At 60.9% G+C, this 26721-nt stretch carries 22 protein-coding genes; 11 read left to right on the forward strand and 11 right to left on the reverse strand.

Features of this window, described 5'->3' with window-relative positions; genetic code table 11:
* Positions 1-151: 151 nt before the first annotated feature.
* Positions 152-1012, forward strand: a complete 861-nt coding sequence (locus tag RTCIAT899_RS17625; RefSeq protein ID WP_015341589.1) for a 5'-nucleotidase, lipoprotein e(P4) family — start codon at positions 152-154, stop codon at positions 1010-1012.
* 262 nt (positions 1013-1274) lie between these two features.
* On the opposite strand, the gene RTCIAT899_RS17630 is transcribed toward RTCIAT899_RS17625, so the two are convergent.
* A complete protein-coding gene (locus RTCIAT899_RS17630; RefSeq protein WP_015341590.1) occupies positions 1275-2570 on the reverse strand; it encodes an ABC transporter substrate-binding protein in 1296 nt (431 codons plus the stop codon).
* A 151-nt stretch (positions 2571-2721) separates the two neighbouring features.
* Between RTCIAT899_RS17630 and RTCIAT899_RS17635 the strand changes: the two genes are divergently transcribed.
* The 4 genes from RTCIAT899_RS17635 (at position 2722) to RTCIAT899_RS17650 (ending at position 7468) form a co-directional block, all read left to right on the forward strand.
* Complete coding sequence (locus RTCIAT899_RS17635) at positions 2722-3744, forward strand: LacI family DNA-binding transcriptional regulator (RefSeq protein ID WP_041678012.1); 1023 nt, start codon at positions 2722-2724, stop codon at positions 3742-3744.
* A 40-nt stretch (positions 3745-3784) separates the two neighbouring features.
* Positions 3785-5641 carry a DUF2264 domain-containing protein gene (locus tag RTCIAT899_RS17640; protein ID WP_015341592.1) on the forward strand — a complete coding sequence of 619 codons (1857 nt, stop codon included), beginning with the start codon at positions 3785-3787 and terminating at the stop codon, positions 5639-5641.
* A complete protein-coding gene (locus RTCIAT899_RS17645) occupies positions 5638-6663 on the forward strand; it encodes a hydroxyacid dehydrogenase (RefSeq protein WP_041677719.1) in 1026 nt (341 codons plus the stop codon). Before RTCIAT899_RS17640 ends, RTCIAT899_RS17645 begins: the two co-directional genes overlap by 4 nt.
* 217 nt (positions 6664-6880) lie before the next feature.
* Positions 6881-7468, forward strand: a complete 588-nt coding sequence (locus tag RTCIAT899_RS17650; protein ID WP_041678013.1) for a transglycosylase SLT domain-containing protein — start codon at positions 6881-6883, stop codon at positions 7466-7468.
* Positions 7469-7498: 30 nt separating this feature from the next.
* Here RTCIAT899_RS17650 and RTCIAT899_RS17655 read toward each other — a convergent pair whose 3' ends face one another.
* The 3 genes from RTCIAT899_RS17655 to RTCIAT899_RS17665 form a co-directional block, all read right to left on the reverse strand.
* Positions 7499-8761, reverse strand: a complete 1263-nt coding sequence (locus RTCIAT899_RS17655) for a Gfo/Idh/MocA family protein (RefSeq protein ID WP_041677720.1) — start codon at positions 8759-8761, stop codon at positions 7499-7501.
* Between the two features lie 253 nt (positions 8762-9014).
* Positions 9015-10436 carry an enolase-like domain-containing protein gene (locus RTCIAT899_RS17660; protein WP_015341596.1) on the reverse strand — a complete coding sequence of 474 codons (1422 nt, stop codon included), beginning with the start codon at positions 10434-10436 and terminating at the stop codon, positions 9015-9017.
* 459 nt (positions 10437-10895) lie between these two features.
* Complete coding sequence (locus tag RTCIAT899_RS17665) at positions 10896-11591, reverse strand: TetR/AcrR family transcriptional regulator (protein WP_015341597.1); 696 nt, start codon at positions 11589-11591, stop codon at positions 10896-10898.
* Positions 11592-11771: 180 nt separating this feature from the next.
* On the opposite strand from RTCIAT899_RS17665, the gene RTCIAT899_RS17670 reads away from it, so the two are divergent.
* From RTCIAT899_RS17670 to RTCIAT899_RS17695, 6 genes are all read left to right on the forward strand, one after another.
* A complete protein-coding gene (locus RTCIAT899_RS17670; protein ID WP_015341598.1) occupies positions 11772-13055 on the forward strand; it encodes an ABC transporter substrate-binding protein in 1284 nt (427 codons plus the stop codon).
* A 61-nt stretch (positions 13056-13116) separates the two neighbouring features.
* A complete protein-coding gene (locus RTCIAT899_RS17675) occupies positions 13117-14028 on the forward strand; it encodes a carbohydrate ABC transporter permease (protein ID WP_085999205.1) in 912 nt (303 codons plus the stop codon).
* The gene (locus RTCIAT899_RS17680) at positions 14021-14905 is read left to right on the forward strand and encodes a carbohydrate ABC transporter permease (protein WP_015341600.1); all 885 of its coding nucleotides are present in this window, start codon (positions 14021-14023) and stop codon (positions 14903-14905) included. Before RTCIAT899_RS17675 ends, RTCIAT899_RS17680 begins: the two co-directional genes overlap by 8 nt.
* Positions 14906-14978: 73 nt before the next feature.
* Positions 14979-16004, forward strand: coding sequence for a Gfo/Idh/MocA family protein (locus tag RTCIAT899_RS17685; protein ID WP_015341601.1), 1026 nt, complete (start codon positions 14979-14981; stop codon positions 16002-16004).
* 6 nt (positions 16005-16010) lie between these two features.
* Positions 16011-17081: a Gfo/Idh/MocA family protein gene (locus RTCIAT899_RS17690; protein WP_015341602.1), complete on the forward strand. Its 1071-nt coding sequence runs from the start codon at positions 16011-16013 to the stop codon at positions 17079-17081.
* A 44-nt stretch (positions 17082-17125) separates the two neighbouring features.
* Positions 17126-18205, forward strand: coding sequence for an ABC transporter ATP-binding protein (locus RTCIAT899_RS17695; protein ID WP_015341603.1), 1080 nt, complete (start codon positions 17126-17128; stop codon positions 18203-18205).
* A gap of 66 nt (positions 18206-18271) precedes the next feature.
* On the opposite strand, the gene RTCIAT899_RS17700 is transcribed toward RTCIAT899_RS17695, so the two are convergent.
* From RTCIAT899_RS17700 to epmA, 7 genes are all read right to left on the reverse strand, one after another.
* Entirely contained in the window at positions 18272-20740 is a 2469-nt protein-coding gene (locus RTCIAT899_RS17700; RefSeq protein ID WP_015341604.1) for a glycoside hydrolase family 2 protein, read from the reverse strand.
* Between the two features lie 181 nt (positions 20741-20921).
* Entirely contained in the window at positions 20922-21881 is a 960-nt protein-coding gene (locus tag RTCIAT899_RS17705) for a DUF1839 family protein (RefSeq protein WP_015341605.1), read from the reverse strand.
* Positions 21882-21889: 8 nt separating this feature from the next.
* On the reverse strand, positions 21890-22798 hold the full coding sequence (locus RTCIAT899_RS17710; protein WP_015341606.1) for an amino acid--[acyl-carrier-protein] ligase: 909 nt from the start codon (positions 22796-22798) through the stop codon (positions 21890-21892).
* Positions 22799-22803: 5 nt separating this feature from the next.
* The gene (locus RTCIAT899_RS17715) at positions 22804-23997 is read right to left on the reverse strand and encodes an acyl-CoA dehydrogenase family protein (RefSeq protein WP_015341607.1); all 1194 of its coding nucleotides are present in this window, start codon (positions 23995-23997) and stop codon (positions 22804-22806) included.
* Complete coding sequence (locus RTCIAT899_RS17720) at positions 23997-24248, reverse strand: acyl carrier protein (RefSeq protein WP_015341608.1); 252 nt, start codon at positions 24246-24248, stop codon at positions 23997-23999. The genes RTCIAT899_RS17715 and RTCIAT899_RS17720 overlap by 1 nt, the downstream gene beginning before the upstream one ends.
* A gap of 357 nt (positions 24249-24605) precedes the next feature.
* On the reverse strand, positions 24606-25658 hold the full coding sequence (locus RTCIAT899_RS17725; RefSeq protein WP_015341609.1) for a lysine-2,3-aminomutase-like protein: 1053 nt from the start codon (positions 25656-25658) through the stop codon (positions 24606-24608).
* The gene (epmA, locus tag RTCIAT899_RS17730; protein ID WP_015341610.1) at positions 25655-26719 is read right to left on the reverse strand and encodes an EF-P lysine aminoacylase EpmA; all 1065 of its coding nucleotides are present in this window, start codon (positions 26717-26719) and stop codon (positions 25655-25657) included. The genes RTCIAT899_RS17725 and epmA overlap by 4 nt, the downstream gene beginning before the upstream one ends.
* Positions 26720-26721: the final 2 nt, after the last annotated feature.

The raw sequence follows: 26721 nt of genomic DNA on the forward strand, positions 1-26721 counted from the left end.
GGATGAAAGTTTCGCAAAAATAATGCTGCGATGGCTGTCACAGACTTGACACATTTCCCTCGAGCACAAACTATCCTTATCCGGATCATGATGTCGACGCACATCAGAACCCATTGATATATTTCATGGATTTCTGCATAAGGAGAACAGCGTGAGAAACGGATATTCTGGGCGCAGGACGCTCATCACCGCCATTGGCCTTGCCGCCGCCCTGCCGGCTCTCAGTGCCGATCTGCCGGCACCGTCGCCAGACGACAATCTCAATGCCGTTCTTTGGGACCAGACATCGGTCGAGGCGCAGGCCAACGCGCTTGGTGCCTATACGCTCGGCCGCATCAGGCTCGACGAAGCGCTGGCCGACAAGGCCTGGACCGCAGCTCCGGTCGAGCAAACAGGCAATTTCCAGGACTTTCCACCCGCCATCATCCTCGATGTCGACGACACCATTCTTAACACCTCGCCCTATCAGGCGCGTAACATCACAGCAGGCACCAGCTTCAAGCCGGACACCTGGACGCAATATGTGAATGCCCAGCAGGACAAGCCGATCGCAGGCGCGGTGGAATTTACCCAATATGCAGCTTCGAAAGGCGTGAAGGTCTTCTACGTCACCAACCGCACCGCCGATGAGGAAGGTCCGACCGTCGAGGAAATGAAGCGCTTCGGTTTTCCGATGGGCGACAATGTCGATACCTTCCTGAGCGCCAAAGAGCAGCCGGACTGGGGTTCGGCCAAGGGCACGCGCCGCGCCTTCATCGCCAAGAACTATCGCATTCTCCTGATGTTTGGCGACAATTTCGGCGACTTCACCGACGAGTACAAGGGGACCGTCGAGGAGCGCCAGAAGGTCTTCGAAGCCAACAAGGCGCATTTCGGCCATGACTGGATCGCCATCGCCAACCCGACCTATGGCTCGTTCGAAAGCGCACCCTACAAGGGCGATTACAAGCTGCCGCCGGAAATGCAGCGACAATTAAAGCAGGATGCGCTGAAGCCCTGGGATGGGAAGTAATGTCAACACGGAATTCGAGGAGGGTGCGATACCCCCCTCTGTCACTTCGTGACATCTCCCCCACATGGGGGGAGATCGTTGGGAGCTTGCCGCGCGTCACTCGTAAAACGATAAACGGCAATTTCAGCGGATTCGATGTTTCTTTGAAATAAGGCGTGCCCACGAGTTACCGATCTCCCCCCAAGTGGGGGAGATGTCCCGAAAGGGACAGAGGGGGGGTAGCAGCGGGTGCGGCATATAACAAAGCCCCTGTAAACTCTAATCAACCCTTCCGCTTCAATTTCGTGGCACCTTCCTCCACCAGCCGCTTCGCCGCCTCGGCGACCGTGATCTTGCCGAAGGCGAGTTGGTCGGCGACGGGGCGGGCGACGTTCTGGTCGAATTCTCCAGAGCCGAGTGGCGCCGGCACGGGATAGGTGCCGACCTGATCCTTCAACAGCTCGACATAGTGCACCGTCTGCTGTTCCACCGGATTGAGCGTCGGCAGGATGGCGGCCCGAACGGCAGGTGACATCGGCACGCCGCGCTCGACGCCGAGGATCTTGCCGGCGTCGACATCATTGACGAAGAAATTGATGAATTTCGCCGCCGCTTCGCCATTCTTGCTAGTGGCGCCGACACTCCAGATCAGCGCCGGGCGATAGTAATGGCCGGAGGGGCCGTCCTTCTTCTCGCGCGGCAGCATGGTGACGGCGAGCTTGCTCTTGACGACAAGCTGATAGCCGACGAGCTGGTTGGAATAGGCCATGCCGATCGCCGATTTGCCGAGCGCCAGGCAGTTGCTCTCGATGACGTTCTGGTCGAGCGTCTGGACGTCGGCGGAAACCGTGCCGCCGCGTTTGCGCAGCTCTTCCCAGTAGCTGTACCACTCCTTGGCGTCGTCGACGCCGAAGCCGAGCCCGCCCTCCTCGGTGAAGAGGCTCTTGCCGCGCTGGCGCAGCCAGACGTCGAGCACATAATTGTAGCGCGCGCCATAGGGTCCGCCCCAATAGCCGCGTTTGCCGGCCGCCTTCGTCATTTCCACGGCGAGATCGGCATATTCGGCCCATGTCGTCGTCGGACCGGGCGGCGTCAGGCCGGTCTTCTTGAACATGTCCTCGTCATAGAACATCGCAAAGGAGTTCAGCCCGAGACCGACGCCATAAAGCTTGTTGTCGACCGTGGTGAGCTTCAGCACGTCCTTACCGAAACTGTCGATATTCAGCGTCGAGGGCACGAACTGGTCGAGCGGCATGCAGGCGCCGCGTTTCGAATAATCGGAAATCGTGCTCGGCTCGAGCTGGAAGACATCGGCAATGTTCTGGCTGGCCATGCCGGTCGCAAGCTTGGCCCAATAACCGTCGCCGCTGATGCTCTCGCCGATGACGGACAAATCAGGATTCTTGCTGTGAAACAGTTCGGCCACCGCGACGGTACGCTTGCCGCGATCGGGCGAGCCCCACCACATCGCCCGGAGCTGCGTCGCATCGGCAAATGCCGGAATTGCGCCTCCCCCGAAGGCAATGCCCGCCGCGGTCCCAGTGGCTCCGATCATGAAAGAACGACGATTCATGCGCATGAGATTCCTCCTTCTCTTGCGTTGTCATCCGCGGCGATCTCCCCGACGCCTTCAGCGGACAAGTCAGCATGACGATATGCAACTTCATTGCACCGTGCAATAAAAAATCTTTCTATTGCAAATTTGCATGATTTTGCATAGCGTTTGCGACATGAACGATATTCGCTCCAAACGCATCAGGCAGGCCGACATCGCCGCTGCCGCCGGCGTCTCCGTCTCGACGGTGTCGCGGGTCCTCACCAATGAACCCGGCATCAGCGACACGATCCGCCAGCACATTTTGAAGGTGGCGAGCGATCTCGGCTATCCGCTGAAGACCGCAGCCGAGACGGCGGCCGGCGGCTTGGCACTGATCGCCAGCGACAGCGTCACAGGCGGCTTGAGCGTCTTCTATGAAGGCATTCTGGAGGGTCTTCGTGCAGGCGCTGCCGAGCGCGGCATGCGCTTCGATATCCGCCTCATCCGCGAGGCAAGGACCGAGCCGGAACTGGTGAAGGAATATCTGCAGACCGCCGGTGCCGAGGGTCTCTTTCTCGTCGGCATCGACCCATCGGAAGAGCTCTGCCGGTGGCTCGAAGCCAGCGGCACGCCGACCGTACTCGTCAACGGCACCGATCCGAAGCTGCGCTTCGACGGCGTTTCGCCCTCGAATTTCTTCGGCGCTTATAACGCGACCCGACGCCTGCTTGACGCCGGCCACCGCCGCATTCTGCACCTGACCGGCTCGCATCGGCAGACGATCCGCGAGCGCATCCGAGGCTTCGAGGCAGCGATCGCTGCGGTGGAAGGCGCTGAAGGCCGGATCATGCCGATGAATTTTCGTGGCAGCTCCAGCCAGGAAGCCCACGACAAGACCGCCGAGATCCTTGCGGCAGACAAAGGCTATACCGCCGCCTTCTGCATGAACGATTTCATCGCCGTCGGCGTGCTCGACGCCGTCATTGAAGCCGGCCTGCGGGTGCCGGAGGATTTCGCCATCGTCGGCTTCGATGATCTTCCCTGCGCCCTGATGACCAATCCCCGGCTGGCAACCATGCGCGTCGATCGCGCAGCGCTCGGACGCGAGGCCATCGCCCTGATGATCGCGCGCTTCCGCGACCGCGATGCGCCGGCCCGCCACATCTGCCACGGCGTCCAGCCGATCGCGGGCGGCACGCTGCCACCCGAAACCTGAAATTCAATCCACCGCGGAAACGATCGAGAAAGCCGAACCGATGATCTATGACCCCGCCAGCTCCAATCCGCTTGCCGGCAACCCTCTGAAGACCCTCCCGGAGATGCGCCGCGCGCTGAACGATCTGTTCGATCCGTTGCTGCCCTATTTTTCCGAGGGTAACGCGCGCGTCCGTATCGATGCCGCCGGCGCTCATTTCGATCGCGCAGCCGCCGATCTCGAAGGTTTCGCCCGTCCGCTCTGGGGCTTGGCGCCGCTCGGCGCCGGTGGTGGCGATTTCCGCCATTGGGATCGCTATGCCGAAGGCTTCGCCAACGGCGTCGACCCGCAACATCCGGAATATTGGGGCACGGTCAATGGCCGCGACCAGCGCATGGTCGAGCTGGCTGCCCTCGGCTTCGCGCTGGCCCTCGTGCCGGAAAAGATCTGGGAGCCGCTCGATCAACGCGCCCGCGGCAATCTGATCACCTATCTCAAGCATGCGCGCACCTTCGACTATGCCGACAACAACTGGAAATTCTTCCGCATCTTCGTCGATATCGCGCTCGATCGGCTCGGCGCGACCTTCGACCGCAGCCTGACGGAAACCTACCTCAACGAGCTGGACGGCTTCTACATCGCTGACGGCTGGTATCGCGACGGCAATGTCCGCCGCATCGATCACTACATTCCCTTCGCCATGCACTTTTACGGGCTGATCTATTCCAAGCTGGTAGATGATGATCGCGCCAAGCGCTACCGCGAGCGCGCCGTGCTCTTCGCCAGGGATTTCCGCCACTGGTTCGCGCCCGATGGCGCCACCATCCCCTTCGGCCGCAGCCTCACCTATCGCTTCGCCTGCGCCGGCTTCTGGTCGGCGCTCGCCTTTGCCGATGTCGAGGCGCTGCCATGGGGCGAGATCAAGGGCCTGTGCCTCCGGCACCTGCGCTGGTGGTCCGACAAGCCGATTGCCCATCGCGACGGCACCCTGCCGATCGGCTTTGCCTATCCCAACCTGCTGATGTCGGAGAACTACAATTCCGCCGGCTCGCCCTATTGGGCCTTCAAGGCCTTCTTGCCTCTGGCACTTCCCGAAATACATCCGTTCTGGACAGCCGAAGAAAAACCGCCGGAAAATGAGCCGGCTATCATCCCGCAAAAACATCCCGGCATGGTTTTACTGCGCAGCAAAGATGATGTCGTGGCACTCTCCTCCGGCCAGGAAAACCAGCAGATGCGCTTCGGCGCCGAGAAATATTCGAAATTTGCCTATTCCGCACGCTATGGCTTCAGCGTCGAAAGTGACGAGCGCGTCTTTACCGGCGGCGCCTTCGACAGCATGCTCGCCTTCAGCGATGACGGTCTGCACTACCGCGTGCGCGAAACAAATGAAGAGGCGAAACTTGCTGGCGATACGCTCTATGCCAAATGGTCCCCGTATCCGGATGTGACGGTGGAAACCTGGTTGGTGCCGGCCTCGCCCTGGCACATCCGCCTGCACAGGATCACCACGCCGCGGTCGCTGCAGACGGCCGAAGGCGGATTTGCCATCGCACGGCGGGATTTCGAGGCCGACACACTCTCCTCCACGACCGGTGCCGCCTATGCCATAGGTGAAGAGGATTTCAGCGGCATTCTCGACCTCGGCTCGACGATCCCACGCGAAGGCATCGCGCAGAAGGCGCCGCCAAATACCAATCTTATCGTCTCGAAGACCTTGGTGCCGCAGTTGCGCGGCCCGATTCCGGTGGGCGAGACCATTCTCGTCTCGGCCGTGCTTGCGGCGAAAGATCCATCTGCCATTGATCAAGCCTGGAGCAAGCCGCCGGCCAAACCCGATATCGATGCGCTGCGCGCACTCATCAAGAACAAGGGTATCACGGTCAGCGCCATCGAGGCACCGGGTCGCCTGCCATGACGTCATCCCTCTCCAGCCCCCCGGCCATCGCCTTTGCCATGCTGCCGTCGCGCACGCAGCATGTGCTTCCGGACGCACTTATTCAGCGCCTTAGAACCATCGGCCGCGTGCTCGATGCCGCACCGATGCAAAGTTTCGAGGACGAGCGTGCGGCCAAGCTGCTCGCGGAAACCGAAATCCTGATCACCGGCTGGGGTTCGCCGGCGATCGATGCCGCCGCACTGGCGCAAGCGCCGCATCTGAAGCTGGTGGTCCACGCTGCCGGCACAGTGAAAGGCCTGCTCGGCGACAGCCTCTTCGATCGCGGCATCCTGGTCAGCCATGCCGCCCAGGCCAATGCCCTGCCGGTCGCCGAATTCACGCTGGCCGCCATCATCTTCGCCGGCAAGAAAGTCTTTCAGTTTCGTGATCTCTATGTTGCCGATCGCAACCGCAATCGGACGATACCGATGCACGCCGAGGCCATCGGCAACTACGGCCGCACGGTCGGCATCATCGGCGCCTCGCGGATCGGCCGGCGGGTGATCGAGCTGCTTGCTCCCTTCGACTACCGTATCCTGCTCTATGACCCGATGGTCGATGCGGCCGAAGCGGCACGTCTCCGCGTCGAAAAGGCCGAGCTGGACGTGCTGCTGGCATCGGCCGACATCGTCTCGCTGCACGCGCCCTCGCTGCCCGCCACACGCCATATGATCGACGCAGGCCGCCTGTCGCTGATGAAGGATGGAGCGACGTTCATCAATACGGCACGCGGCGCGCTGGTCGACGAAGCCGCCCTGATCGCTGTGCTGAAGACCGGGCGGATCGACGCAATTATCGATGTCACCGATCCGGAAATTCCGGAGGCCGCATCGGCCTTCTACGACCTTCCGAACGTCTTCCTGACGCCGCATATTGCCGGTGCCGTCGGGCTGGAACGGACCCGCCTCGGTGAGATGGCGGCGGACGAAGCAATCCGCTTTATCGAGGGCAAGCCGCTGCTCTATGAAATCCGCCGCGAGGACATGGCGCTGATGGCATGACGCGGCGCAGCAAAACCATGAAAACACCCTGAAATCGCCTCATTTCGGCACAGGCAAACAACCCGTTTTTAATCATTCCGCGCTAGCAATCTCATAAGCGTGGATCCGCCAAAAGCTCGGTTTCGAACTTTTGGAAAGGATCATGCGCCGGCAGGTTGTTGCTGCGTATCTCGTGCCACTGAAAGACGCACGACGCAGCAATGAAGAGGTTCTCGTAATGCGTACCCGCGTCCTTTCCATTCTGGCCGTAATGCTGCTTAGCGTGCTGGCAGGCTGTGCCACCGCACCATCGCGCACCCGCAACATTTGCGCGATCTTCGACCAGCGCGATGGCTGGTTCAATAACTGGCAGCGCGCTGCCGAACGCACGGAACGCAAATATGGCGTGCCGGTGCCGATCCTGATGGCGACGATCTACACCGAATCCGGCTTCCGGCCGCGCGCCCGTCCGCCGCGGCGCTATTTGCTCGGCTTCATTCCCTGGAAGCGCCCGACGACGGCTTACGGCTACTCGCAGGCGCTCGACGGTACCTGGGATAAATACAAGCGCGAAACCGGCAACTGGACAGCAAGCCGCACCAATTTCGCCGACGCAATCGACTTTGTCGGCTGGTATCACTACCAGACGCATCTGCAGACCGGCATCGCCCTGAACAATTCCTACGATCTCTATCTCGCCTATTATTCCGGCGCCAAGGGCTATCTGCAGGGGTCGTGGCGCGGCAATTCAACCGCTCTCGCCGGCGCCAAGCGCTTCAACGGCATGACACGGATCTACGCTCAGCAGCTGCCGAGCTGCAGCTGATCTCAAAACGGGAAGCTCAACACCGCGGCCTTAAGGCCGCGGCTCCAGCAAATTCAACCCGCCATCCTCGCCCCAGATGTCGGCAACCGATACCTGCTGGCCTGTGCGGCTGCTCTGCAGCGCGGCAATGCCGCAGAGAACCGACATCGCTCCTGCCCTCGAGCCGGCGCGCTGCTTGAGCTCGTCGTTCGGACCGGCGCGTAGGAGCATGTTACGCAACCGGTCGTCGCCGCCATAGTGCCCGCCTGAGGAGTGCGGCACCCATATCCGCTCGACATCGCCGAAATTCTTCATGACGACAATCTCGTCCGCCGGCGGTGTCGTCCAGTTCTGCTTCTCATACTGCCGGAGCTCGATACGCCCCTTGTGGCCGTTGAAGGCGATATGATGGCCTTCGATCGGCATATAGGTATTGAGGGAATAGGAGACATTGACGCCGTTGCGATAGCGGATGGAAGCAACCATCGTATCCGGAATATCGATATCCTCGCGGAAGACGCAGGCATCGCGGACATAGCCGTCGACGGTCGATGGATCCTCGTAGAGACTTTCGAGCAGCGGCGTCTCGCTGATGTCGAGATAATAGTCGCACTCGTCCTTATACCGACAGCTGCGGCAGCGCTCGCCGCGGAATGGACCCTTGCGGCCGTAATGCTTGAGATCGGCAAAGGCGGCTACCGTTTCCGGATCGGAATCCAGATACCAGTTCAGAAGGTCGAAATGATGCGTCGCCTTATGAACGAAGAGGCTGCCGGAATTTTCGACGTAAGCATGCCAGCGGCGGAAGTAATCGGCACCATGGCTGGTGTCGAGATACCAATGGAAGTCGACAGAGGTGACATAGCCGATGACGCCCGAATTGATCAGCTCCTTGATCTTCGCAGCGGTCGGCGCAAAGCGATAGTTGAAGGAGATATCCAGCCGCTTGCCGGTGCGCGCCTCGGCATTGAGGATGCGCTTGATCTTATCGACGGTTGTCGTCATCGGCTTCTCGCTGATGACATCGGCGCCGGCCTCCATCGCCTTGACGATCAGATCGTCATGGGTGGAATCGCGGGTGCAGACGATGACGAGATCCGGCTTTTCGACGCGTAGCAGCTCATCGAAATCGGTATAAACAGGGACCGATGCGCCGATATAGTCCAGCGCCCGCTTCGCACGCATGGCATTGAGATCGCAGACTGCAACAAGCTCGACCTCGTTGCTCCAGCGCTCCACAAGATCCTTGCCCCACATGGTCGCACCACGGTTTCCCGTGCCGACCAGAACGTAGCGTTTCTTCGATGACTGCATCTGCTCCTCCAGAATCTGCAAACAACGATGATGAGGCCTTGGCGGCCTGAATTTATCTCGGTGGTGTGCCCCTCACTCCAACCCTCTCCGCGTTCGCGGGGAGAGGGGGCTTTCCCTGCCAAACCGAAGTCACGATCCGAGCTGAGAATTCGATCGTCTTCCTCCGTCGTCCCCTCTCCCCGCGAGCGGGGAGAGGGCTAGGGTGAGGGGCATGCTCAAAAAGACTCAAAGCCCCATGATATCGACCAAAATCCTACGCCGGCGACCTTTCCATTGCCGCCCAATCAGGCTCGACCGAAGAGCCAAGGCCAACCGCATTGATGACCGAGCCGATCGCAAGCTGCCCCGCCTCGATCCGAAGCCGCGTGCGGCCATTGCTGACGCGGTAGAGATCGGAATGCGCCTTGGCGAAATCAGCCTGCTCCGCCTCCGGCGCGCCGGCCATGCCGTCGACATAGTGATGACCGTTGCGTTCGATATGCGTCATGCCGATGAGGGAAGCGAGCGCCAGATCCTGCTGCACGGCAAGCCCGCCCTGGGTCGTCAGATCCTCGGCCGACATGAAATAGGGAATGCCGTCCTCGGCACTCCATTTGGCGACGCGCGCCCGGTTCAATAGCGAGCGATAGAAACCCTTGCAGGATTTCGAGGAGATGCCGGTATAGCCGAGCCCCCTTGCCGTGACGAAGGCTTCGATATCGGCATCGGATTCGTCGATCTCCACCGGCTTGAAGGCGGCCAGCGCCTTGACCGGCTTCTCGAAAGCGTGGGCGCGGGCGATCGGCTGCTCGACGAACAGGATCGAGGCGGCAAACCCTGCCAGCCTCGGCTCCGCCTTCACGCGGGCAAGCAGATCGGCGACCGCTTCGGCGGAAGAAAACTGCTCGTTGCCGTCAAGCGTCACCGAATAGGCGGACATCTTGGCATCGATGATGGTAGCGACGCGGCAGAGGCGGTCGATATCGGCTTCAGGAGCACCCGAAACCTTGACCTTGAAAAAGGTGAGGCCATAGGCATCGATCGCCTCCTCAAAGCTTTCCGGCAGGCCGTCGTTCAGGCGCTCACTTGCCGGAATATCGCTGGGAACGATGGCATCGACCAGACCGACCGTATGGCGGGCGGCAAGGCTCGCCGCCGGCTGCAAGGTCGCGAGGAAACCTGAGAGATCGAAGCCCGATAGATCGCGCGCGGTGGAAGCATCGATGCCGGGGCGGTTCGCCTTGATCGCCTGCGCAACGCTCAGGCCTTCCAGCCGGCAGAGAGCATCGAGGATGGCCCGGTTGGCAAGCGCCAGGCCGAAGGATGCAACAAGCCCGTTCAGCTTCTCAGCCGCCGCACGGGCATGATGCGAGGCCTCGACGGCGGCATGCAGGCCGAAGGCTGTCCCCGATCCCGCACCCCTCAGCGCATCGAGCGCCAAAGCGAGGGAGCGGCGCAGTTGGTTTTCATTGTCGGCATTGGAAAGCTCCGGCGATTTGTCGAACCATTTCGGCACCATCAGCTCGGCCGCCATGCCCTCGGCTGACCGTCCCTGTGCATCCTCGATGCGCACGCGCAGAAAAATCTGCCGCGCCTCCCGCAAGGTCGCTGCCCCGAAGCGGAAGGGAAGCCGCAGCTTGACCGGACGCTCGAATGCCTCGGTATCGACAAGCCTGATGTTCAATGGATCGGTCATGATGCTGGTCGGCTCCTGTTATGGTCAGGCAAGTCTATTCGTGTACGCATTGCATGCATGGCCCCTCACCCCAGCCCTCTCCCCGCCCCTTCGACAAGCTCAGGACGGGGAGAGGGAGTCTTCCAGTCTATATCCAGCTCGAAATAGGGATAGCGAGTTGGCTTGCTCTGTCGCCCCCTCTCCCCGTTTCAACGGGGAGAGGGTTGGGGTGAGGGGCTATTCAGTTCATTGCAAAGCAGTTTATCGCCAGCCAATCGCATCGACCTGTGGTAGGCGATGGATCGCGTCGGTGCGATAGACTTCATGATTTTCCTCCTCGTCCCGGTCCCCTCCAGAACCAGGAAAAGCAAATATTTGGCCACCTAAGCAATGTAACCATATGGTTACAAGATCGCGCGTTGTCGTCGGCCTTGTCAATCACCTTTTGAAAATTTCTCGAAACCGCCACACTGTCGGGCACTACGCGCGGATCGAAGCGAGCGTGACGGCAACGATGTGCTCGCCCCAGTCATTCAGCGCATCGGGCGCCGTCAGCTTCCGCGCAAAAATCGTCGACAAGGTGTGACGGTTCGACAGATAGAAGAAACCGAGCGCCGCGATCGTGAGATAAACGGATATCGGATCGACCGCCGGCCGGAAAATGCCGAGTACCTCGCCGCGGCGCAGCACATCGGAAAGCTCGTCGATCAGATGCGAATGCATGGCCGAGATTCTACCGGAGCGCTGCAGATAATGCGCATGATGCAGGTTTTCGGTGGCAAGCAGGCTCAAAAACTCAGGATGCGCTAGGAAATGCCGCCAGGTGAACAAGGCCAGCTCCCGCATCCCCTCCTCCGGATGACGATGCGCCAGATTCAGCTGCTTTTCGGCATTGCGGATCGTCGCATAGCTCGCCTCCAGCACCGCGAGATAGAGCCCCTCCTTGTCGCCGAAATAGTGATAGAGCATCCGCTTATTGGTCTGTGCCCGCGCTGCGATCGCATCCACCCGGGCGCCGCCGAAACCATGCGCGGCAAATTCTTCCGTCGCCGCGTCCAGGATCGTGGCATGGGTGCGCTGCGGATTGCGCGATGCTTTTCTCGACCGCTTGTCCATGGTCTTGCCGGCATCCGCTTGTGCTTTATTTTCAGTCTCTTGTCTCGCCCTGCCCGCCATGGACGATCTCCTTCCGAATGGTAGCATTAGCGACGGACGCTGCCTGTTCCGGCATGCATCGTTTTGATTGCCGCGCGATTGGCGCTTGACAGCGGTCGCGTTTCTATCCAACTTGTAACCAAATAGTTATATGATGCAAAGCAGTTCGTAAATCATCGGTTCGCTGGGGAGGAGACCAGGATGACGTTGACGATCGACCGCCGGCAGTTGCTTGCCGGCATGGCAGCCACACTTGCTTTCAGCAGTATCGGACTTTCCCGCGCCAATGCGGCAACCGCGATGCGCCTTCTTTGGTGGGGGTCGAAGGAGCGCAGCGACCGGACATTTGCAGCGGTAAAGGCCTATCAGATCAAGAACCCGGATATCACCATCGCCGGCGAATCCTTCGGCTGGGACAGCTATTGGACGCGCCTCGCCACCCAGACCGGAGGCGGCAACGCCCCCGACCTCATCCAGATGGATTATCGCTACATCTTCGAATATGCCCGCCGCGGCGCACTGCTCGACATGACGCCCTATTTCGGCAAGAGCCTGAAGATCGAGGATTTCGGCCCGGCCAACATCGATTCCGGCAAGGTCGACAACAAGATTTACGGCGTCAGCCTCGGCGTGAATTCCTCGATGGTCGTCGTCAATACTGCTGCCTGGAACGAAGCCGGCGTCGAGCCGCCGCGTGACGGTATGACATGGGAGCAGCTCGGCGATGCCTGCGCCAAGGTCACGGCTGCCAAGAAGCGCCGCGGCTTTTACGGCACGGCGGACGCAAGCGGCGGCGAACCGGCTTTCGAATGCTGGCTGCGCCAACGCGGCAAGGCGCTCTATACGGCCGACGGCAAGCTGGCTTTCGAGGCCAAGGACGCAACCGAATGGTTCGACTTCTGGGGCCATATGCGAGAGATCGGCGCTTGCACGCCAGCCGACGTTCAGGCTCTGGACCAGCAGACCCTCGAAACCGACATGCTCGTGACCAAGAAGGCAGCGGTCAGCTACGCCCATTCCAACCAGTTCGTCGCCATTCAGGGCTTGGTCAAGGAGAAGCTCGACCTAGTCGCCTATCCGAGCAACCCGGGCAGCAAGCCCGGTCAGTATCTGAAGCCGTCGATGCTGATGTCGGTTTCGGCAACATCCCAGAACAAGGATGCCGCCGTCGCCTTCGTCAACTACCTGGTCGAAGACCCGGAAGGCACCAAGGCACTCGGAGTCGAGCGCGGCGTTCCGCCTTCAAAAAAGATCCGCGATCTCCTGACGCCGGATCTGGATCCCGTCAGTAAACAGGTGGTTGATTATATCGGCAGGTTGACGCCGCATGTCGGCCCACTGCCGCCATCTCCGCCGAACGGCGCCGGCGAGAATGCATTCCTGCTGAAGAAGATCGCCGAGGAAGTGGCCTTCGGCAAAACCAGCGCGCAGGACGCTGGCACGAAGTTCACCGAACAGGCAGCAGCAAACATCACGCGAGGCTGACACCGTGGGTACAAACAGCAAGAGCGTTGCCGGCGGCTTGACCGTCGGCGCGCGCGCGCCGTTGCGCGTGGAAACCGCCTATAAGGCGCCGAGCGCATTCGCGCGCAACGCACCCGGCTATCTCTTCCTTCTGCCGTGGTTCATCGGCTTCTTCGGACTGACCCTCGGCCCGGCGATCGCCTCGCTCTATCTCTCCTTCACCGATTACAATCTGCTGCAGTCGCCAAACCTCGTCAGTATGGAGAACTACGTGCGGATCGCGACGGCCGACGACAAATTTCTGTCGTCGATGAAGGTGACGCTGTTCTACGTCGTCTGTTCGGTGCCGCTGAAGCTCGCCTTCGCGCTGCTGGTGGCGCTGCTGCTCAACCGCGGCATCAAGGGCCTCCCGGTCTATCGCGCCATCTTCTACCTGCCGTCGCTGCTCGGCTCCAGCGTCGCGATCGCCGTGCTGTGGCGGCAGATCTTCGATGCCGACGGCATCGTCAACACCCTGCTTTGGTACGCCTTCGGCATCAACGGGCCGAGCTGGATCTCCAATCCCGATTATTCGCTCTATACGCTCATCATTCTGGCCATCTGGCAGTTCGGCTCGCCGATGATCATCTTCCTCGCCGGCCTGCGCCAGATCCCGACCGATCTCTACGAGGCCGCCAGCCTCGACGGCGCCTCCAAGGCGCGAATCTTCTTCAAGATCACCCTGCCGCTGCTAACGCCGGTGATCTTCTTCAACGCCGTCGTCCAGACGATCGACGCCTTCAAGGCCTTTACGCCGGCCTATGTGATTTCCTCCGGCACCGGCGGGCCGATCGATTCGACGCTGTTCTATACGCTCTACCTCTACCAGGAAGCCTTCGGCTATTTCCGCATGGGATATGCCTCGGCGCTTGCCTGGATCCTTGTGATCATCATCGCAATCTTCACTGCCTTCTCCTTCCTCTCCGCTCGTTATTGGGTCCACTACGATGACTGACGCGAAGCTCACCCATTTTGCCGAGGACATGAAGCCGCCGCGCGAGCGCCCGTGGTTCTTCTCCATCCTCATCCACGCCGCTCTCATCGCCGCGTCGATCGTGATGCTCTATCCGCTGCTGTGGATGCTCTCAGGCTCGATCAAGGACCAGAACGAGATCTTCGGCACGGCCTCGCTGATCCCCTCGCAATTCGATTTCAGCTCCTATGCCCGCGGCTGGTTCGGCGGGCAGGTCACCTTCGGCAAATTCGTCTGGAATTCAGCCGTTATCGCCGTACTTTCGGTCATCGGCAACGTGATTTCCTGCTCGCTGGCGGCCTACGCCTTCGCGCGGCTGAACTTCTGGGGCAAGAATTTCTGGTTCGCCCTGATGCTGGGAACGCTGATGCTGCCCTATCACGTCACACTGATCCCGCAATATATTCTCTTCCTGAAGCTCGGCTGGGTGAAGACCATGCTGCCGCTCGTCGCGCCGAAATTTCTCGCCGTCGACGCCTTCTTCATCTTCCTGATGGTGCAGTTCTTCCGCGGCATTCCTCGCGAGCTGGACGAGGCGGCCATGATGGATGGCTGCAGCCCATGGCGCATCTACTGGCGCATCATGTTGCCTCTGTCGCTTCCGGTTCTGGCAACGGCCGCCATCTTCTCCTTCATCTGGACCTGGGACGATTTCTTCGGGCCGCTGATCTATCTCTCCGACATCAATACCTACACAGTGCAGCTCGGCTTGCGCTCCTTCGTGGATTCCACCGGAAGTTCCGACTGGAGCAGCCTGTTTGCCATGTCGAGCCTGTCGCTGATCCCGGTCTTCTTGATCTTCCTCTTCTTCCAGAGGCTGCTGATCGATGGCATCGCGACCGCCGGCCTCAAACGCTGATTATGAACCCCGCAGTCCCGAATACCCAAGATTCGGGGCTGCGAACCAACAAACCCACGAAAGGAAATGTCGCATGAGCGCGCTGCGCTTCGCCGCCATCGGCCTCAATCACGATCATATCTACGGGCAGGTCAACGTCATGCTGCGGGCCGGCGCCGAACTCGTCGCCTTCCATGCGTTGGAGGACGATCTCGCCGCCGTCTTCGCCGACCGTTTCCCGCAGGCACGACGCGTTGCCGATAAAAGGGAAATCCTCGAGGATAGCTCCATCGCGCTGATCGTCAGCGCGGCCATTTCCAACGAGCGCGCCGGCCTTGCCATCGAGGCCATGCGCCACGGCAAGGACGTGATGCTCGACAAGCCCGGCATGGTGACGCTGGATCAGCTGGCAGACGTCAAAAAGGTACAGGCCAAGACCAAGCGTATCGTCTCCATCCTCTACTCCGAGCATTTCGAGACGGCGTCGACAGTCAAGGCCGGTGAGCTGGTCAAGGCCGGCGCCATCGGCAAGGTCATCCACACGACCGGCCTCGGTCCGCACCGTCTGCGCAAACCGACCCGACCGGACTGGTTCTTCGACCGCAAGCGCTATGGCGGCATCATCGCCGACATCGCCTCGCATCAATGCGAGCAGTTCTTGTTTTTCGCTAACTCGCTCGAAGCAGAGGTCTTGTCGGCCACAGTGTCCAATCGCGCCAATCCGGAAACACCGGGCCTGCAGGACTATGGCGATTTCCATGTGAGGACGCCTGATGTGACGGGCTATGTCCGTGTCGACTGGTTCACGCCGGACGGGCTTTCCACCTGGGGCGACGGCCGCTTGTTCATCGTCGGCACGGAAGGGACGATCGAGCTGCGCAAATATATCGACGTCGCCGGCCGTCCCGGCACCGATCACCTCTTCCTCACCGACCGCAAGGGCATGCAGCATATCGATTGCAGCGGAGTGGAATTGCCCTATGGCCGCCAGCTTGTAGCCGACATAAGAGACCGCACCGAAACGGCCATGGGCCAGGAACATTGCTTCAAGGCCATGGAGCTGGCGCTGAAGGCGCAGGCGCTCGCCGAGGCAACATCGCTCAACAGCATTCAGAGGTAACCCGATATGTCCGACATCAAGAAAGTCGCGATCATCGGCCTCGGCATCGGCCGCTCCCACATCACCGAAGGCTATCTGCCGCACTCCGATCGCTACGAAGTCGCCGTCCTCTGCGATCTCAACGAGGAACGCCTCAATGCGGTCGGCGACGAATTCGGCATCGCCAAGCGCGTCATGGATTTCTCCGAAGTCCTCGCCATGCCCGATATCGACATCATCGACATCTGCACGCCCCCCGGCTCGCATTTTCAGCTGATTATGCAGGCATTATCAGCCGGCAAGCATGTGGTCTGCGAAAAGCCTCTCGTCGGCTCGCTCGCCGATGTCGATGCCGTCATCGCGGCCGAAAAGACGGCCAAAGGCCGGCTGATGCCGATCTTCCAGTATCGCTATGGCGACGGTATCCAGAAGGCCAAGCGCATCATCGCTTCAGGCATCGCCGGCAAGGCCTATGTCGCCACCTCGGAGACGCATTGGGTGCGCGGCGCCGATTACTACGCGGTCCCCTGGCGCGGTAAGTGGGACACCGAACTCGGCGGCGTGCTGATGACGCACTCCATCCATCTGCACGATATGCTCACCTATCTGATGGGGCCGATCGCAGGCCTCTTCGGCCGCGTCGCAACCCGCGTCAACGATATCGAGGTCGAGGATTGCGCCAGCGCGAGCCTGCTGATGGAAAACGGGGCGCTTGCCACCATCAGCGCGACGCTCGGCTCGCAGGAGCAAATCAGCCGTCTTCGCCTCGCCTTCGAAAACGTTCTGATCGAAAGCAACCACGAGCCCTACAGCCCCGGCCAGGATCCCTGGAAGATCGTTCCCGCCAATGACGAAATCGGCGCGAAGATCGATGCGCTGCTCGCCGACTGGTCGCCGATCCCCAACCGTTTCAACACGCAGATGAGGCTGTTCCACGAGGCGTTGGTGTCGGGTGGACCGCTGCCGGTGACCACAGTCGATGCTCGCCAGGCGCTGGAGCTGGTCACGGCATTCTATGAATCGTCGGAAACCCGCACCGAAGTCCGCTTTCCGGTCGGGCCGGAAGCCAAGAAATACAAGAGCTGGAGGCCGTCATGAACGTTGCCCCGCGAGCCATCGGAACCAAGAAGGAGGGAGCGCCCATGGCGACAAGCGTATCGCTGCAAAAGGTCATCAAACGCTATGGCGAGCTTCAGGTGGTTCACGGGATCGATCTGGAAATCGAGCCGGGGGAATTCACCGTCTTCGTCGGTCCCTCCGGCTGCGGTAAATCCACGCTCTTGCGCATGATCGCCGGCCTAGAGCCGATTTCCGGCGGCGGCCTCTATCTCGACGGCAGCCGCATGAATGATGTCCCCGCCTCCAAGCGCGGCATCGCCATGGTCTTCCAGTCCTATGCGCTCTACCCGCATATGAGCGTCTACAAGAACCTCGCCTTCGGCCTGGAAACGGCCGGCATGAAGAAGCACGAGATCCAGCCGCGCGTCGAAAAGGCCGCCGAGGTTCTGCAGATTACGCAGCTTCTCCAACGTAAGCCGAAGCAGCTTTCCGGCGGCCAACGCCAGCGCGTTGCCATCGGCCGGGCCATCGTGCGCGAACCCAACATCTTCCTATTCGACGAGCCGCTTTCGAACCTCGACGCCGAACTGCGCGTGCAGATGCGCGTCGAGATCGCCCGCCTGCACCAGCGTCTCGGCAACACCATGATCTACGTTACCCACGACCAGACCGAAGCCATGACCATGGCCGATAAGATCGTCGTGCTCAATGGCGGCAAGATCGAGCAGGTCGGCGCTCCCCTTGACCTCTACAACAGGCCGAAGAACAAGTTCGTTGCCGGCTTCATCGGCTCGCCGAAGATGAATTTCCTAGACGCGAAGATCGCCACCTCAGACGACGGCTCCGCCGTCATCGACCTCGCCGGCCAGACGGTGCGCCTGCCGCGGCGGCTGGGCGGCCTGCAGCCCGGACAACCCGTCACCCTCGGTGCCCGCCCGGAACATCTGAACGTCGGCGATCGTGGCGTGGGACTCGGCAGCGCCCGCGTCGATCTCGTCGAGCACCTCGGCGGTCAGACGATCCTCTATGTGACGCTGCACGGCGGTCAGGCACTGACGGTCGCCCTCGAAGACCAGCAGGCCATTCGCGCTGGCGAAACGGTCAGCATCCACATCGATCCCGAGCGTTGCCATTTGTTCGGGCCGAATGGGATGACTTTGTAGTTGGGGCTAGCGCAGGATCTTTCTCGCCCCTGGCGGGCGAGATAGGTCCCCCGCTGCCACTCCCAATCAAACCTCAACGATCCGCCGGCTGCCGATAGCGCGGATTTGCCCGGATGGAATGACATCGGCCGGAACGCCCTCCCGCCGGTACAGGCGAATCCGCCGGCTGCCGGGCGCAAGATGGAACCAGTCATCTTCCGCCCGATAGGCTTCCAGATCGACCTGCACCGATTGCGCCAGCCGGTCGCTGCTGAGATCGAGGAACCAGTCCTCGCCTTCCTGCACCGCCGACGCCGTGATTTCGGCATCGTGGCACGCCTTAGTGCGCCCAAGCGGAAAGTAAAAAGCCTGGGCGATAACAGTGCCGGTCGCCGAGGCTGTCAGCCGCGCCACCGTGACATCATGCGATGGCGGCCCGAAGCGGAAGGCATAGGTCGTGTCGAAGAAGGCGCCGAAAAGATCAGTGCAGGCTATCTTTTGCTTGCTGCGCGCTTCGACCACCAGATCGCGGCCCCCACCCACGACGATCTGGCGACCGTCGCGCAGGCAGGACACTTCGACGGTCAGATCGAGCGCCACATCGCTCTCATTGATGACATGGACGTCGAGACCATTGGTGCCCTCATCCATGAGCAGCACCTGCACCGGCCGGAAGGCGCGCCGCAGCGCGTACCAGACCGGCTTCGGCTCGCCGGTCGAATCGATGACGCCCCAGCCGGCACCGGGAAGCAGATCCTGCAGCGTCCAAACGAGCGCCCCGTTGCAGCCGGAACCTTGGTGGCGCCACTCGGCATAGGTCTCCTCGGCCACCTCGCCGGTCACCGCGCGCGAAAGGTTGAGATAGAGATCCGGGTCTTCCCGCCGCAGCCGGTTGGGCTCGAAACCGTAGAGCTCCTGAAGATAATGATCGCGCACATCCTCGAAATCCCAGGATGCGCCGCGATCGCGCGGCACGCGCTCTTTCCATAGTGGGCTATGGACTGCCGGAACCGGCAGGTGCTGGCCGAGCGTGCGGACTTGTGGCACGTGCGCGAAAGCCAGGCTCTCCGCGGCAAAACGAACATCGGCTCGGCGCGCATCGGCGAGCGGCCGCATATAGGCGCCGACGCCATAATAATGCGTGACCCCGGCATTCGGCGAAAACGGCATCGGCCCACCCGACGGCGAATTGACGACATAGGGGACATCCGGCCGCAGCGATTGAACCAGCGGCGGAATGATTTCCTCGACGATGGGGCTTTTCCAGAACTGCTCGGGCAGGCCCATCATGGCTGCCTGCTGGTGGATCTCGCTGCCGCCGCAAAGGATTGCCAGCGAAGGTGAGAGGCGTGTGCGACTTAGAAGCTGCGAAACCTCCGTCTCGACATGGGCGTTGAAGGCCTTGTCGTTCTTCGGATAGTCGAAATTGGCAAACATGAAATCCTGCCAGACCATCAGGCCAAGTTCGTCACAGAGGCGGAAGAACTCCGGCGTTTCGTATGCCATTGTGCCGCCGATGCGGATCATGTTCATGCCGGCCTCGGCCGCCAGCCGCAGCCAGCTCTCATAATCCTCGCGGCCGCCGGACAGGCGCACGATGTCGGCCGTGGTCCAGACCGCGCCTCGGCAAAAGATCCGCTCGCCATTCACGACAAGAGCGAAATCCTGCCCATCGGCACCGCGATCCACCGACAGCCGCCGGAAACCGGTCTGCCCAAGCGCATGCTCGACGCCATTGACGACAAGGGTGACGTCATGGAGTTGCGGCACGCCATGCGTATGCGGCCACCATGGCATCACATCGGGAATTTTCAGGATAGCGGTATAGCGGCCGGCACCAGCTTTCTCGAAAGCCTGTTCCATCTCTCCGCATCGCAAAAGCAGCTCTTCGACATCGCCTTCGATCGAAAGCGAGGCATAGAGCCTGCCCTCGCCATTCTCGAGCAGGTCCGGCCGCAAGGAGAGATCGCGGATCACAGGAGCGCCGGGACGCAGCAGCGAAATCGGCCGCCAAGGACCGACGGCCTGAACCTCAGGGCACCAGCCGGGCATATGACCGAGCAGCGTCGTGCGCACCATCCGCAAGCCCTGTGGCGTGATCATCTGCGGCCGCCAACGGGCGCGTGGGCCGGGTTCCAAAAGCTTCGGCTCCAGCGCGCGGAAGCAGAGCGCCAGCTCGTCGCGACCAAGCAAGGTGACATCGACGTCGTGAGCCTCGAACATGCTTTCGGACACAAGGATTTGCTGGCCGTTGAGGAAGACTTCGCAAAGCGTCGCCAACCCTTCCAGCCGCAGAACGGCCTCACCCGCCTCCGCATCCACCAGACGGCAGATGTACCAGGCATCCTGATCGTGAAGCGGCTGCGGCTGCGTCCGGTCGAAGCGTCCGGCCTTTTCCAGGGCTTCCGCCACTGTGCCGGGCACGGGCGCCGGGATAAAGCCGGACGTCAGCGGCACATCGGAGGGCGAGAGGCAGGTGCCCGCCTCCGTCAATACCAAATTCCAACCCTCGCTCAGCCGCATTCCATCGCCGAGATCCGCCAAGCGCCCGCCCATGACATTTTTCGAGGGATTGCCCCCGCCCCAATATGTTCAGAAATAACCTACAGCGCCGCGCGTCATATATGACGCGCAAAGGTCGCTGTAGCACTTTTAACCTGCTGCATAATTTCATCCTTAAATCGATCCCGATTTAAGGAATTATGCAGTAGCCGTATGACGATCCAACGGAGGCCGATTAGAGCTTCCGTTCGAGTTCGCTCATCATGGAATCCCACGCATCGGCGGCAGGATCAAGCGCCGTCCGCAGCGGCTCGAATTTCTTGCGCGTAATGGCCCGGGCAAGCTGGAACTGCACCGACTTCGCCGTCTCGGAAATTTTCCGTGCCTCGGCTGCCGCATCGGACAAATCGGCTGAAAGCCAGTCGAAATGGCTGCCGGCAAGCTCGAAATTGGCGCCGAGCTGACGCAGCGTGTTGAAGGCATATTTATGGAAGAAACCGAATGGCCGTTCGGCGACCGCTTCCACCTGCGCCGGGAAGACCTCCGCGAAGGCGCGGATCGGATTAACCAGCGGACGACGGCGGAAATGGAAAGACAGAAGCTGCCGCGCCGTCTGACGGATCGCAGTCTCACCCGGCGCCTTCTCCGGGAATTTCGCGAATTCCGTGTAAGGTAGAAACGGCAGGTCCTCATCCGTCAGATGCAGCTGGAAGAGCCCGTCGAAATCCTCGCCCGACAGCCTGAAGAACCCGCCATTGTGGAAATAGTCGAGCGTGCGGCCTTCCATGTCGAGCCGGTTGATCGCGACCGTCGTCTTGCCGTGTTCTCGGCGATAGCCGACCCCTTGAGTATCCGGCATGAAAAAGGAGTCCATCTCGACCAGGCAGAGCCGGCCACGACCGATCTGCTCGGCGACATGGTTCTGAACCTTGTCGTAGATCGCAAGCTCGGTGCAGCGCACGCCGTAGAGCGCTTCCAGATCCTCAAGCGGCACCTTGAAGAAGGTGAACTGATCGCCCTCGAAATCCTGTGTCAGCGTAAAGCCGAGCATGGCTTCCGGCGGCAGCTTCAGGCTCGAAAGCACTTCGATCCAGAGATCGATGTAGCAATTCGTTTCCGGCCACATGCGCTCGCTGTCGTGCAGCGCATGTGGCTTGTAGGCGGCGGGATCCAGTCCCTGAAACACGGCAGCCATGGGTGCGATCAGCCCCAAAGCGCCTTGCGCACGCTCTCGGGCCATTCCTTGGTGTCGAGACCGTGAGTGTGGAACAGCGCCAGCGCGATGCGCTCCAGGCCGAAGCCGACGCAAGCCGTGTGCACGACGCGGCCATCGGCAAAATTCAGGCCCCATTTCGTGCCGAAGGCATCCTGATGATAGTTGAAGCTCATACAGGCTGTGGGATTGGCGACGGAGGTGATCGGGATCAGCAGCTCGAACTTCAGGTTCTGGTCGCGCTGGTTGTTGGCAAGCATCTTGCCGGCGCGGCCGAAGAACGGATCGTTGGCGACATCGATGGTCACGTCGAGACCAACGGCCTTCATCATCTCGACACCACGATCCATCCAGCTCTGGCGGAAATCCGTCACATGCTTTTCGCTGCCCATGCAGACATATTCGCGCATGCGGAAGAGCTGCTGGCGGGCCGGATCCTTGGAAGGCTCATGACGGAAGCAATAGGACTGAAGGTCGTAGAGCGCGCCGTTTTCCGGAATGGCGCCGCGCTTGGCCACCGTCGGATAGAGCGGATAGCAGGCTGCCGGCGTCAGCACGATATCGGTCGCCTGCTGGTCTTTCGTCCAGTCGTCGCCCACTTCCATGCATTTCAGCAGGCTCATATGGTCGAGCTCGTTGCCGCAGAAACTGTGCACTGTGCCGGCGAGCTGCGGGAAACTCTTCATGTAGCCGCTCGTCTCGAAGAAGGCGCGGTTCATGCCGGGCGGAAAGCGGATGGCTTCGGCGCCATCGGCACCGCCGAACGTGTCGATCAAGCGCTCGAAAGCGGAAATCACGTCTTCGAACTGGCCGCTGCGGCCGTAGAGACCATCGACGCCGGTGTCGATCAGGAGACCGGAATCGAAAAGACGGTCCAGAAACGATGTTTGCATATCCATGACGGTTACCCCAACAGACTGGTATCTTGTTTGTGGACGAGCAGCATTGTCGACGTATTGCCGAGAATGCGGTCGTTCGAGATCATCAATTGCGCCGAGTGCGCGTCGCGCAGGTGGCGGCCGAGGCTGTAGGGCGTACCGTTCTTGTAGCCCATGATGCCGCAGATCAGCATCGCATGGTTGATGATCGGCAGGATCATCTCGGACGACGCGATCTTGACGTTGTTCATCGCCACGGCGAAAGCCATCGATGACAGGCGGTCGGCATCGAGCTTCGCCTCCTCATAGGCCTTCAGCCCGGCAACCACATTGGATTTCACCATCTGCAGCATGCTGGAGGCTTCGGCGAGGCGCAGCGCGCCGGGAGGCTGTACGCCGGGAGACTTGCGAGCGGCGGCTCGCACGAACGCCTGCGCACGGGAAACCGCATCGGCGGCAATGCCGTACCACACGCCGCTCCAGAGCAGATGTGAGCTCGCGAGCATCGACTGTGCGGCGATCTCGGCAAAGGGCTTCGGCAGGATCTGCTTGGCCGGCGCCTGACCCTTGAACAGGAAGCCGTCGGAGCAGGTGCCGCGCATACCGAGCGTGTTCCACTCGACGGTGCGCTTGATGTCGTATTGATCTTTCAGGAAGCAGGTCAGTACCTGATCGGAGGACGCCGCCTCGGCATGGCTGCGCGAGGTGATCAGGATGGCGTCGGCATAGGCGCCATAGGAAATGACGGTCGCATCCTTTTCGAGGGTGCAGGTATCGCCTTCGACATTGATGGCGCAGATGCTGTTGCGTAGGTTGCCGCCGATCCCGCCTTCGGTCGTCGCCGACGCAAGCAGCAGCTGTTCCCTGGCGATGCGGCGCATGAAATCACGGTGCCAGTCGCTGTCGACGCCGTGTTCGACGAGGCTCGAAAGCTTGATCTGATGCATGGCGAAGACCATGGCGCTGGCGGCGCAAGCCTGACCGAGGATCGAGCAAAGCTCGGCGATTTCGGTCATCGACGCACCTTCACCGCCGAGATCGGCGGGGATCTGAATGGAGAGCAAATTTTCGGCGCGCATGGCGTCGACGGCTTCGCGTGGGAACCGGCCTTCGGCATCGACGGCATCGGCGTATTGGCTGGCGATCGCTGCGACGCGGGCGGCGCGCACCGCCGCTCCCTCGCCCGTCCCAACCTCGAGTAGAGCGATCGCCGCAGTCATCAGGCGACCTTTCTGCTGTCCAGGATCATGCCGACGGTTCTTTCGATCGCGGCGATGCTGGCGAAGGACTTGCGGTTCAGCAGGTTGTCGGGAAATTCGATGTCGAAGGCGTCTTCGATGCCGAGCATCAGCTGCACGGAAGCGAAGGAAGACAGTCCCGTCGCATAAAGATCAGCATCGTCTTCAATCTGATCGATAGCAACAGGAAGCGTACCGAACTTGGCCAGCAAATCGCGAATCGTCTTGTTCATAGTCTAGTCCCTTCTGGCATTGGCAAGCATAACCGCAGTTATGCAGTCTTATTCTTCACCGAGAAGTAACAGGAAAAATAGAACATTCCGCTAAGCGACGTGGTAAATAAAAACAACTTATACTTGGTGGGAAATTGCTATATTCTAGACTTTTCCGATTGAAATTTACCACACGTTAGTCATCTAAATCGCGACCCGCGCATTAATATTATATATTCCTGATATAAAGGCGTGGCGCTTTTTGAAAAGCCGAAGGCCTCAAGTCGGTTAACGTGCCAAAATTCGTCACAACGTTTGCGCTAGAAATACAATCCCAATCGGAGCGCCGGCAAAAGTATAGACCCATTGTAGCGAGTGCTAACCTTCCGGCGGATAGATGTGGTCACCGCCCCTGTAATCCGAAATCGAATAGCAGCCCTCGCCCAGATTGCGAACCGCGCTTTGACCGATGTCGGCCTTGCCGTAGCCGCCGGGAATATCGAGAATATAGCTGGGCTGGCAGAGGCCGGAAATACGGCCGCGCAGGCTTGCTACGATTGCCTGCCCTTCGGCGATCGTCAGGCGGAAGTGGCTGGTGCCGGGCGCAAGGTCCGGATGATGCAGATAATATGGCTTCACCCGCGTTTCGACAAAAGCCCTCATCAGCGCCGCCAGCACCTCCGGATCGTCATTGACGCCCTTCAGAAGAACCGACTGGCTGATAAGCACGATGCCCGCATCGACCAACCGGCCGCAGGCAGCGCGCGCCTCCTCCGTCATCTCCCGCGGATGATTGGCATGCAGCGCCACATAGATGGTCTTGCCGCTCGCCTTCAGTGCCGCAATCAGCGCCGCATCGACCCGCAAAGGATCTACGACGGGGATGCGGGTATGGAAGCGGACGATCTTCACATGCTCGATATCGGCAAGCTGCCCGAGAATCTCTTCCAGGCGCCGCGGTGAAAGCACCAGCGGATCGCCACCGGTCAGAATGACCTCCCAGATCTCCTTGTGCTGGCGGATATAGGCAAAGGCGCCGTCAAGTGCAGCGCCATCCAGCGTCCCGAGCCCCTGCGGTCCGACCATCTCGCGCCGGAAGCAAAAACGGCAATAAACCGGGCAAACATGCACGGCCTTCAGAAGCACACGGTCGGGATAGCGGTGGACGATGCCCTCGACCGGGCTATGCGCGTGATCGCCGATCGGATCGGCGCGCTCCTCGGGCGTGACGACGAGTTCCGCCGGATCAGGCACGAACTGCCGGGCCATGGGATCGGCGGGGTTTTCGGCGTCGATCAGTCGCGTCACGGTCGGCGTCAGGGCGACGGCATAGCGCTCCGCCACGGCTTCGAGCGCCGCTGCCTGATCGGCATCGACCAGCCCGGCGCGCTCAAGTTCGCCGATAGTCCGGATTGGGCGCATCACATTCATGCGCCATACTCCGCGACCGGTGCCCACAGCACCTGTTCGATCCGCGAAGCGCCGGTTGCCAGCATCACGAGCCGGTCGAAGCCCAGCGCGATGCCGCTTGCGTCAGGCATGACGGCAAGCGCCTCCAGAAACTCCTCGTCCAGCGGATAGGTCTCGCCATAGACGCGCTGCTTTTCCGCCATCTCGATCTCGAAGCGGCGCCGCTGCTCCTCGGCATTGGTAAGCTCGCCAAAGGCATTGGCAAGCTCAACGCCGCAGGCATAGAGCTCGAACCGCTCGGCAACGCGGTGGTCGGCTGCCGACGGCCGGGCAAGGGCTGCTTCGGAAACGGGATATTCGTCAAGAATGGTCACACGCCCGAAGCCGAGATTGGGTTCGATCTTCTCTACCAGCACCCGGCTGAAAAGATCCTGCCAAAGATCGTCGTCGGCAACGCGGATGCCAGCCTGCCGCATATCCGCCGCCAAGCGCTCGCGATCCGTCGATCCGTCGAGACCGATGGACGCAAAGAGATCGATGCCGGCGTAACGTTCGAAAGCGGCTGAGACGCTGATGCGCTCGGGCTGGAGGAACGGGTCGGTTTCTGCGCCACGGTAGCTGAATTTCTTCGCGCCGACCGCCTCGGCCGCAAGCCCCAGGATTGCGGCACAATCGGCCATCAGGACCTCATAGCTCTCACCTGCCCGGTACCATTCCAGCATGGTGAATTCCGGATGGTGCAGCGGGCCGCGCTCACGGTTGCGATAGACATGGGCAAAGCAGGCGATGCGCTCCTCGCCCGCCGCAAGCAGCTTCTTGCAAGCAAATTCCGGTGACGTATGCAGATAAAGCGGCAATGCCGTGCCGTCAGTCGTCAGCGCCTCGGTCTCGAAAGCATGCAGATGGGCCTCGTTACCTGGCGACACCTGCAGCGTCGCCGTATCGACCTCGATGAAGTCGTTGCGCGCAAAGAAAACGCGCAAGGCAGCCTGAATGGCATTGCGGCCGATGAGGAACGGCCGCCGGTCCGCATGGACATTGCGGGTCCACCAGGGGGACGCTTTGCTCGTCTTCGGCTTCATTC

Source organism: Rhizobium tropici CIAT 899 (assembly GCF_000330885.1).
GTDB lineage: Bacteria > Pseudomonadota > Alphaproteobacteria > Rhizobiales > Rhizobiaceae > Rhizobium > Rhizobium tropici.

Bases quoted from the DNA above. Each gene is read 5' to 3' on its own strand.
- RTCIAT899_RS17695 (WP_015341603.1), top strand. From the start codon at position 17,126: ATGGCGACAAGCGTATCGCTGCAAAAGGTCATCAAACGCTATGGCGAG.
- RTCIAT899_RS17710 (WP_015341606.1), bottom strand. From the start codon at position 22,798: ATGGATATGCAAACATCGTTTCTGGACCGTCTTTTCGATTCCGGTCTC.
- epmA (WP_015341610.1), bottom strand. From the start codon at position 26,719: ATGAAGCCGAAGACGAGCAAAGCGTCCCCCTGGTGGACCCGCAATGTC.
- RTCIAT899_RS17715 (WP_015341607.1), bottom strand. From the start codon at position 23,997: ATGACTGCGGCGATCGCTCTACTCGAGGTTGGGACGGGCGAGGGAGCG.
- RTCIAT899_RS17650 (WP_041678013.1), top strand. From the start codon at position 6,881: ATGCGTACCCGCGTCCTTTCCATTCTGGCCGTAATGCTGCTTAGCGTG.
- RTCIAT899_RS17635 (WP_041678012.1), top strand. From the start codon at position 2,722: ATGAACGATATTCGCTCCAAACGCATCAGGCAGGCCGACATCGCCGCT.
- RTCIAT899_RS17665 (WP_015341597.1), bottom strand. From the start codon at position 11,591: ATGGCGGGCAGGGCGAGACAAGAGACTGAAAATAAAGCACAAGCGGAT.
- RTCIAT899_RS17690 (WP_015341602.1), top strand. From the start codon at position 16,011: ATGTCCGACATCAAGAAAGTCGCGATCATCGGCCTCGGCATCGGCCGC.
- RTCIAT899_RS17725 (WP_015341609.1), bottom strand. From the start codon at position 25,658: ATGAATGTGATGCGCCCAATCCGGACTATCGGCGAACTTGAGCGCGCC.
- RTCIAT899_RS17720 (WP_015341608.1), bottom strand. From the start codon at position 24,248: ATGAACAAGACGATTCGCGATTTGCTGGCCAAGTTCGGTACGCTTCCT.
- RTCIAT899_RS17705 (WP_015341605.1), bottom strand. From the start codon at position 21,881: ATGGCTGCCGTGTTTCAGGGACTGGATCCCGCCGCCTACAAGCCACAT.
- RTCIAT899_RS17660 (WP_015341596.1), bottom strand. From the start codon at position 10,436: ATGACCGATCCATTGAACATCAGGCTTGTCGATACCGAGGCATTCGAG.
- RTCIAT899_RS17670 (WP_015341598.1), top strand. From the start codon at position 11,772: ATGACGTTGACGATCGACCGCCGGCAGTTGCTTGCCGGCATGGCAGCC.
- RTCIAT899_RS17630 (WP_015341590.1), bottom strand. From the start codon at position 2,570: ATGCGCATGAATCGTCGTTCTTTCATGATCGGAGCCACTGGGACCGCG.
- RTCIAT899_RS17700 (WP_015341604.1), bottom strand. From the start codon at position 20,740: ATGGGCGGGCGCTTGGCGGATCTCGGCGATGGAATGCGGCTGAGCGAG.
- RTCIAT899_RS17685 (WP_015341601.1), top strand. From the start codon at position 14,979: ATGAGCGCGCTGCGCTTCGCCGCCATCGGCCTCAATCACGATCATATC.
- RTCIAT899_RS17655 (WP_041677720.1), bottom strand. From the start codon at position 8,761: ATGCAGTCATCGAAGAAACGCTACGTTCTGGTCGGCACGGGAAACCGT.
- RTCIAT899_RS17680 (WP_015341600.1), top strand. From the start codon at position 14,021: ATGACTGACGCGAAGCTCACCCATTTTGCCGAGGACATGAAGCCGCCG.
- RTCIAT899_RS17640 (WP_015341592.1), top strand. From the start codon at position 3,785: ATGATCTATGACCCCGCCAGCTCCAATCCGCTTGCCGGCAACCCTCTG.
- RTCIAT899_RS17645 (WP_041677719.1), top strand. From the start codon at position 5,638: ATGACGTCATCCCTCTCCAGCCCCCCGGCCATCGCCTTTGCCATGCTG.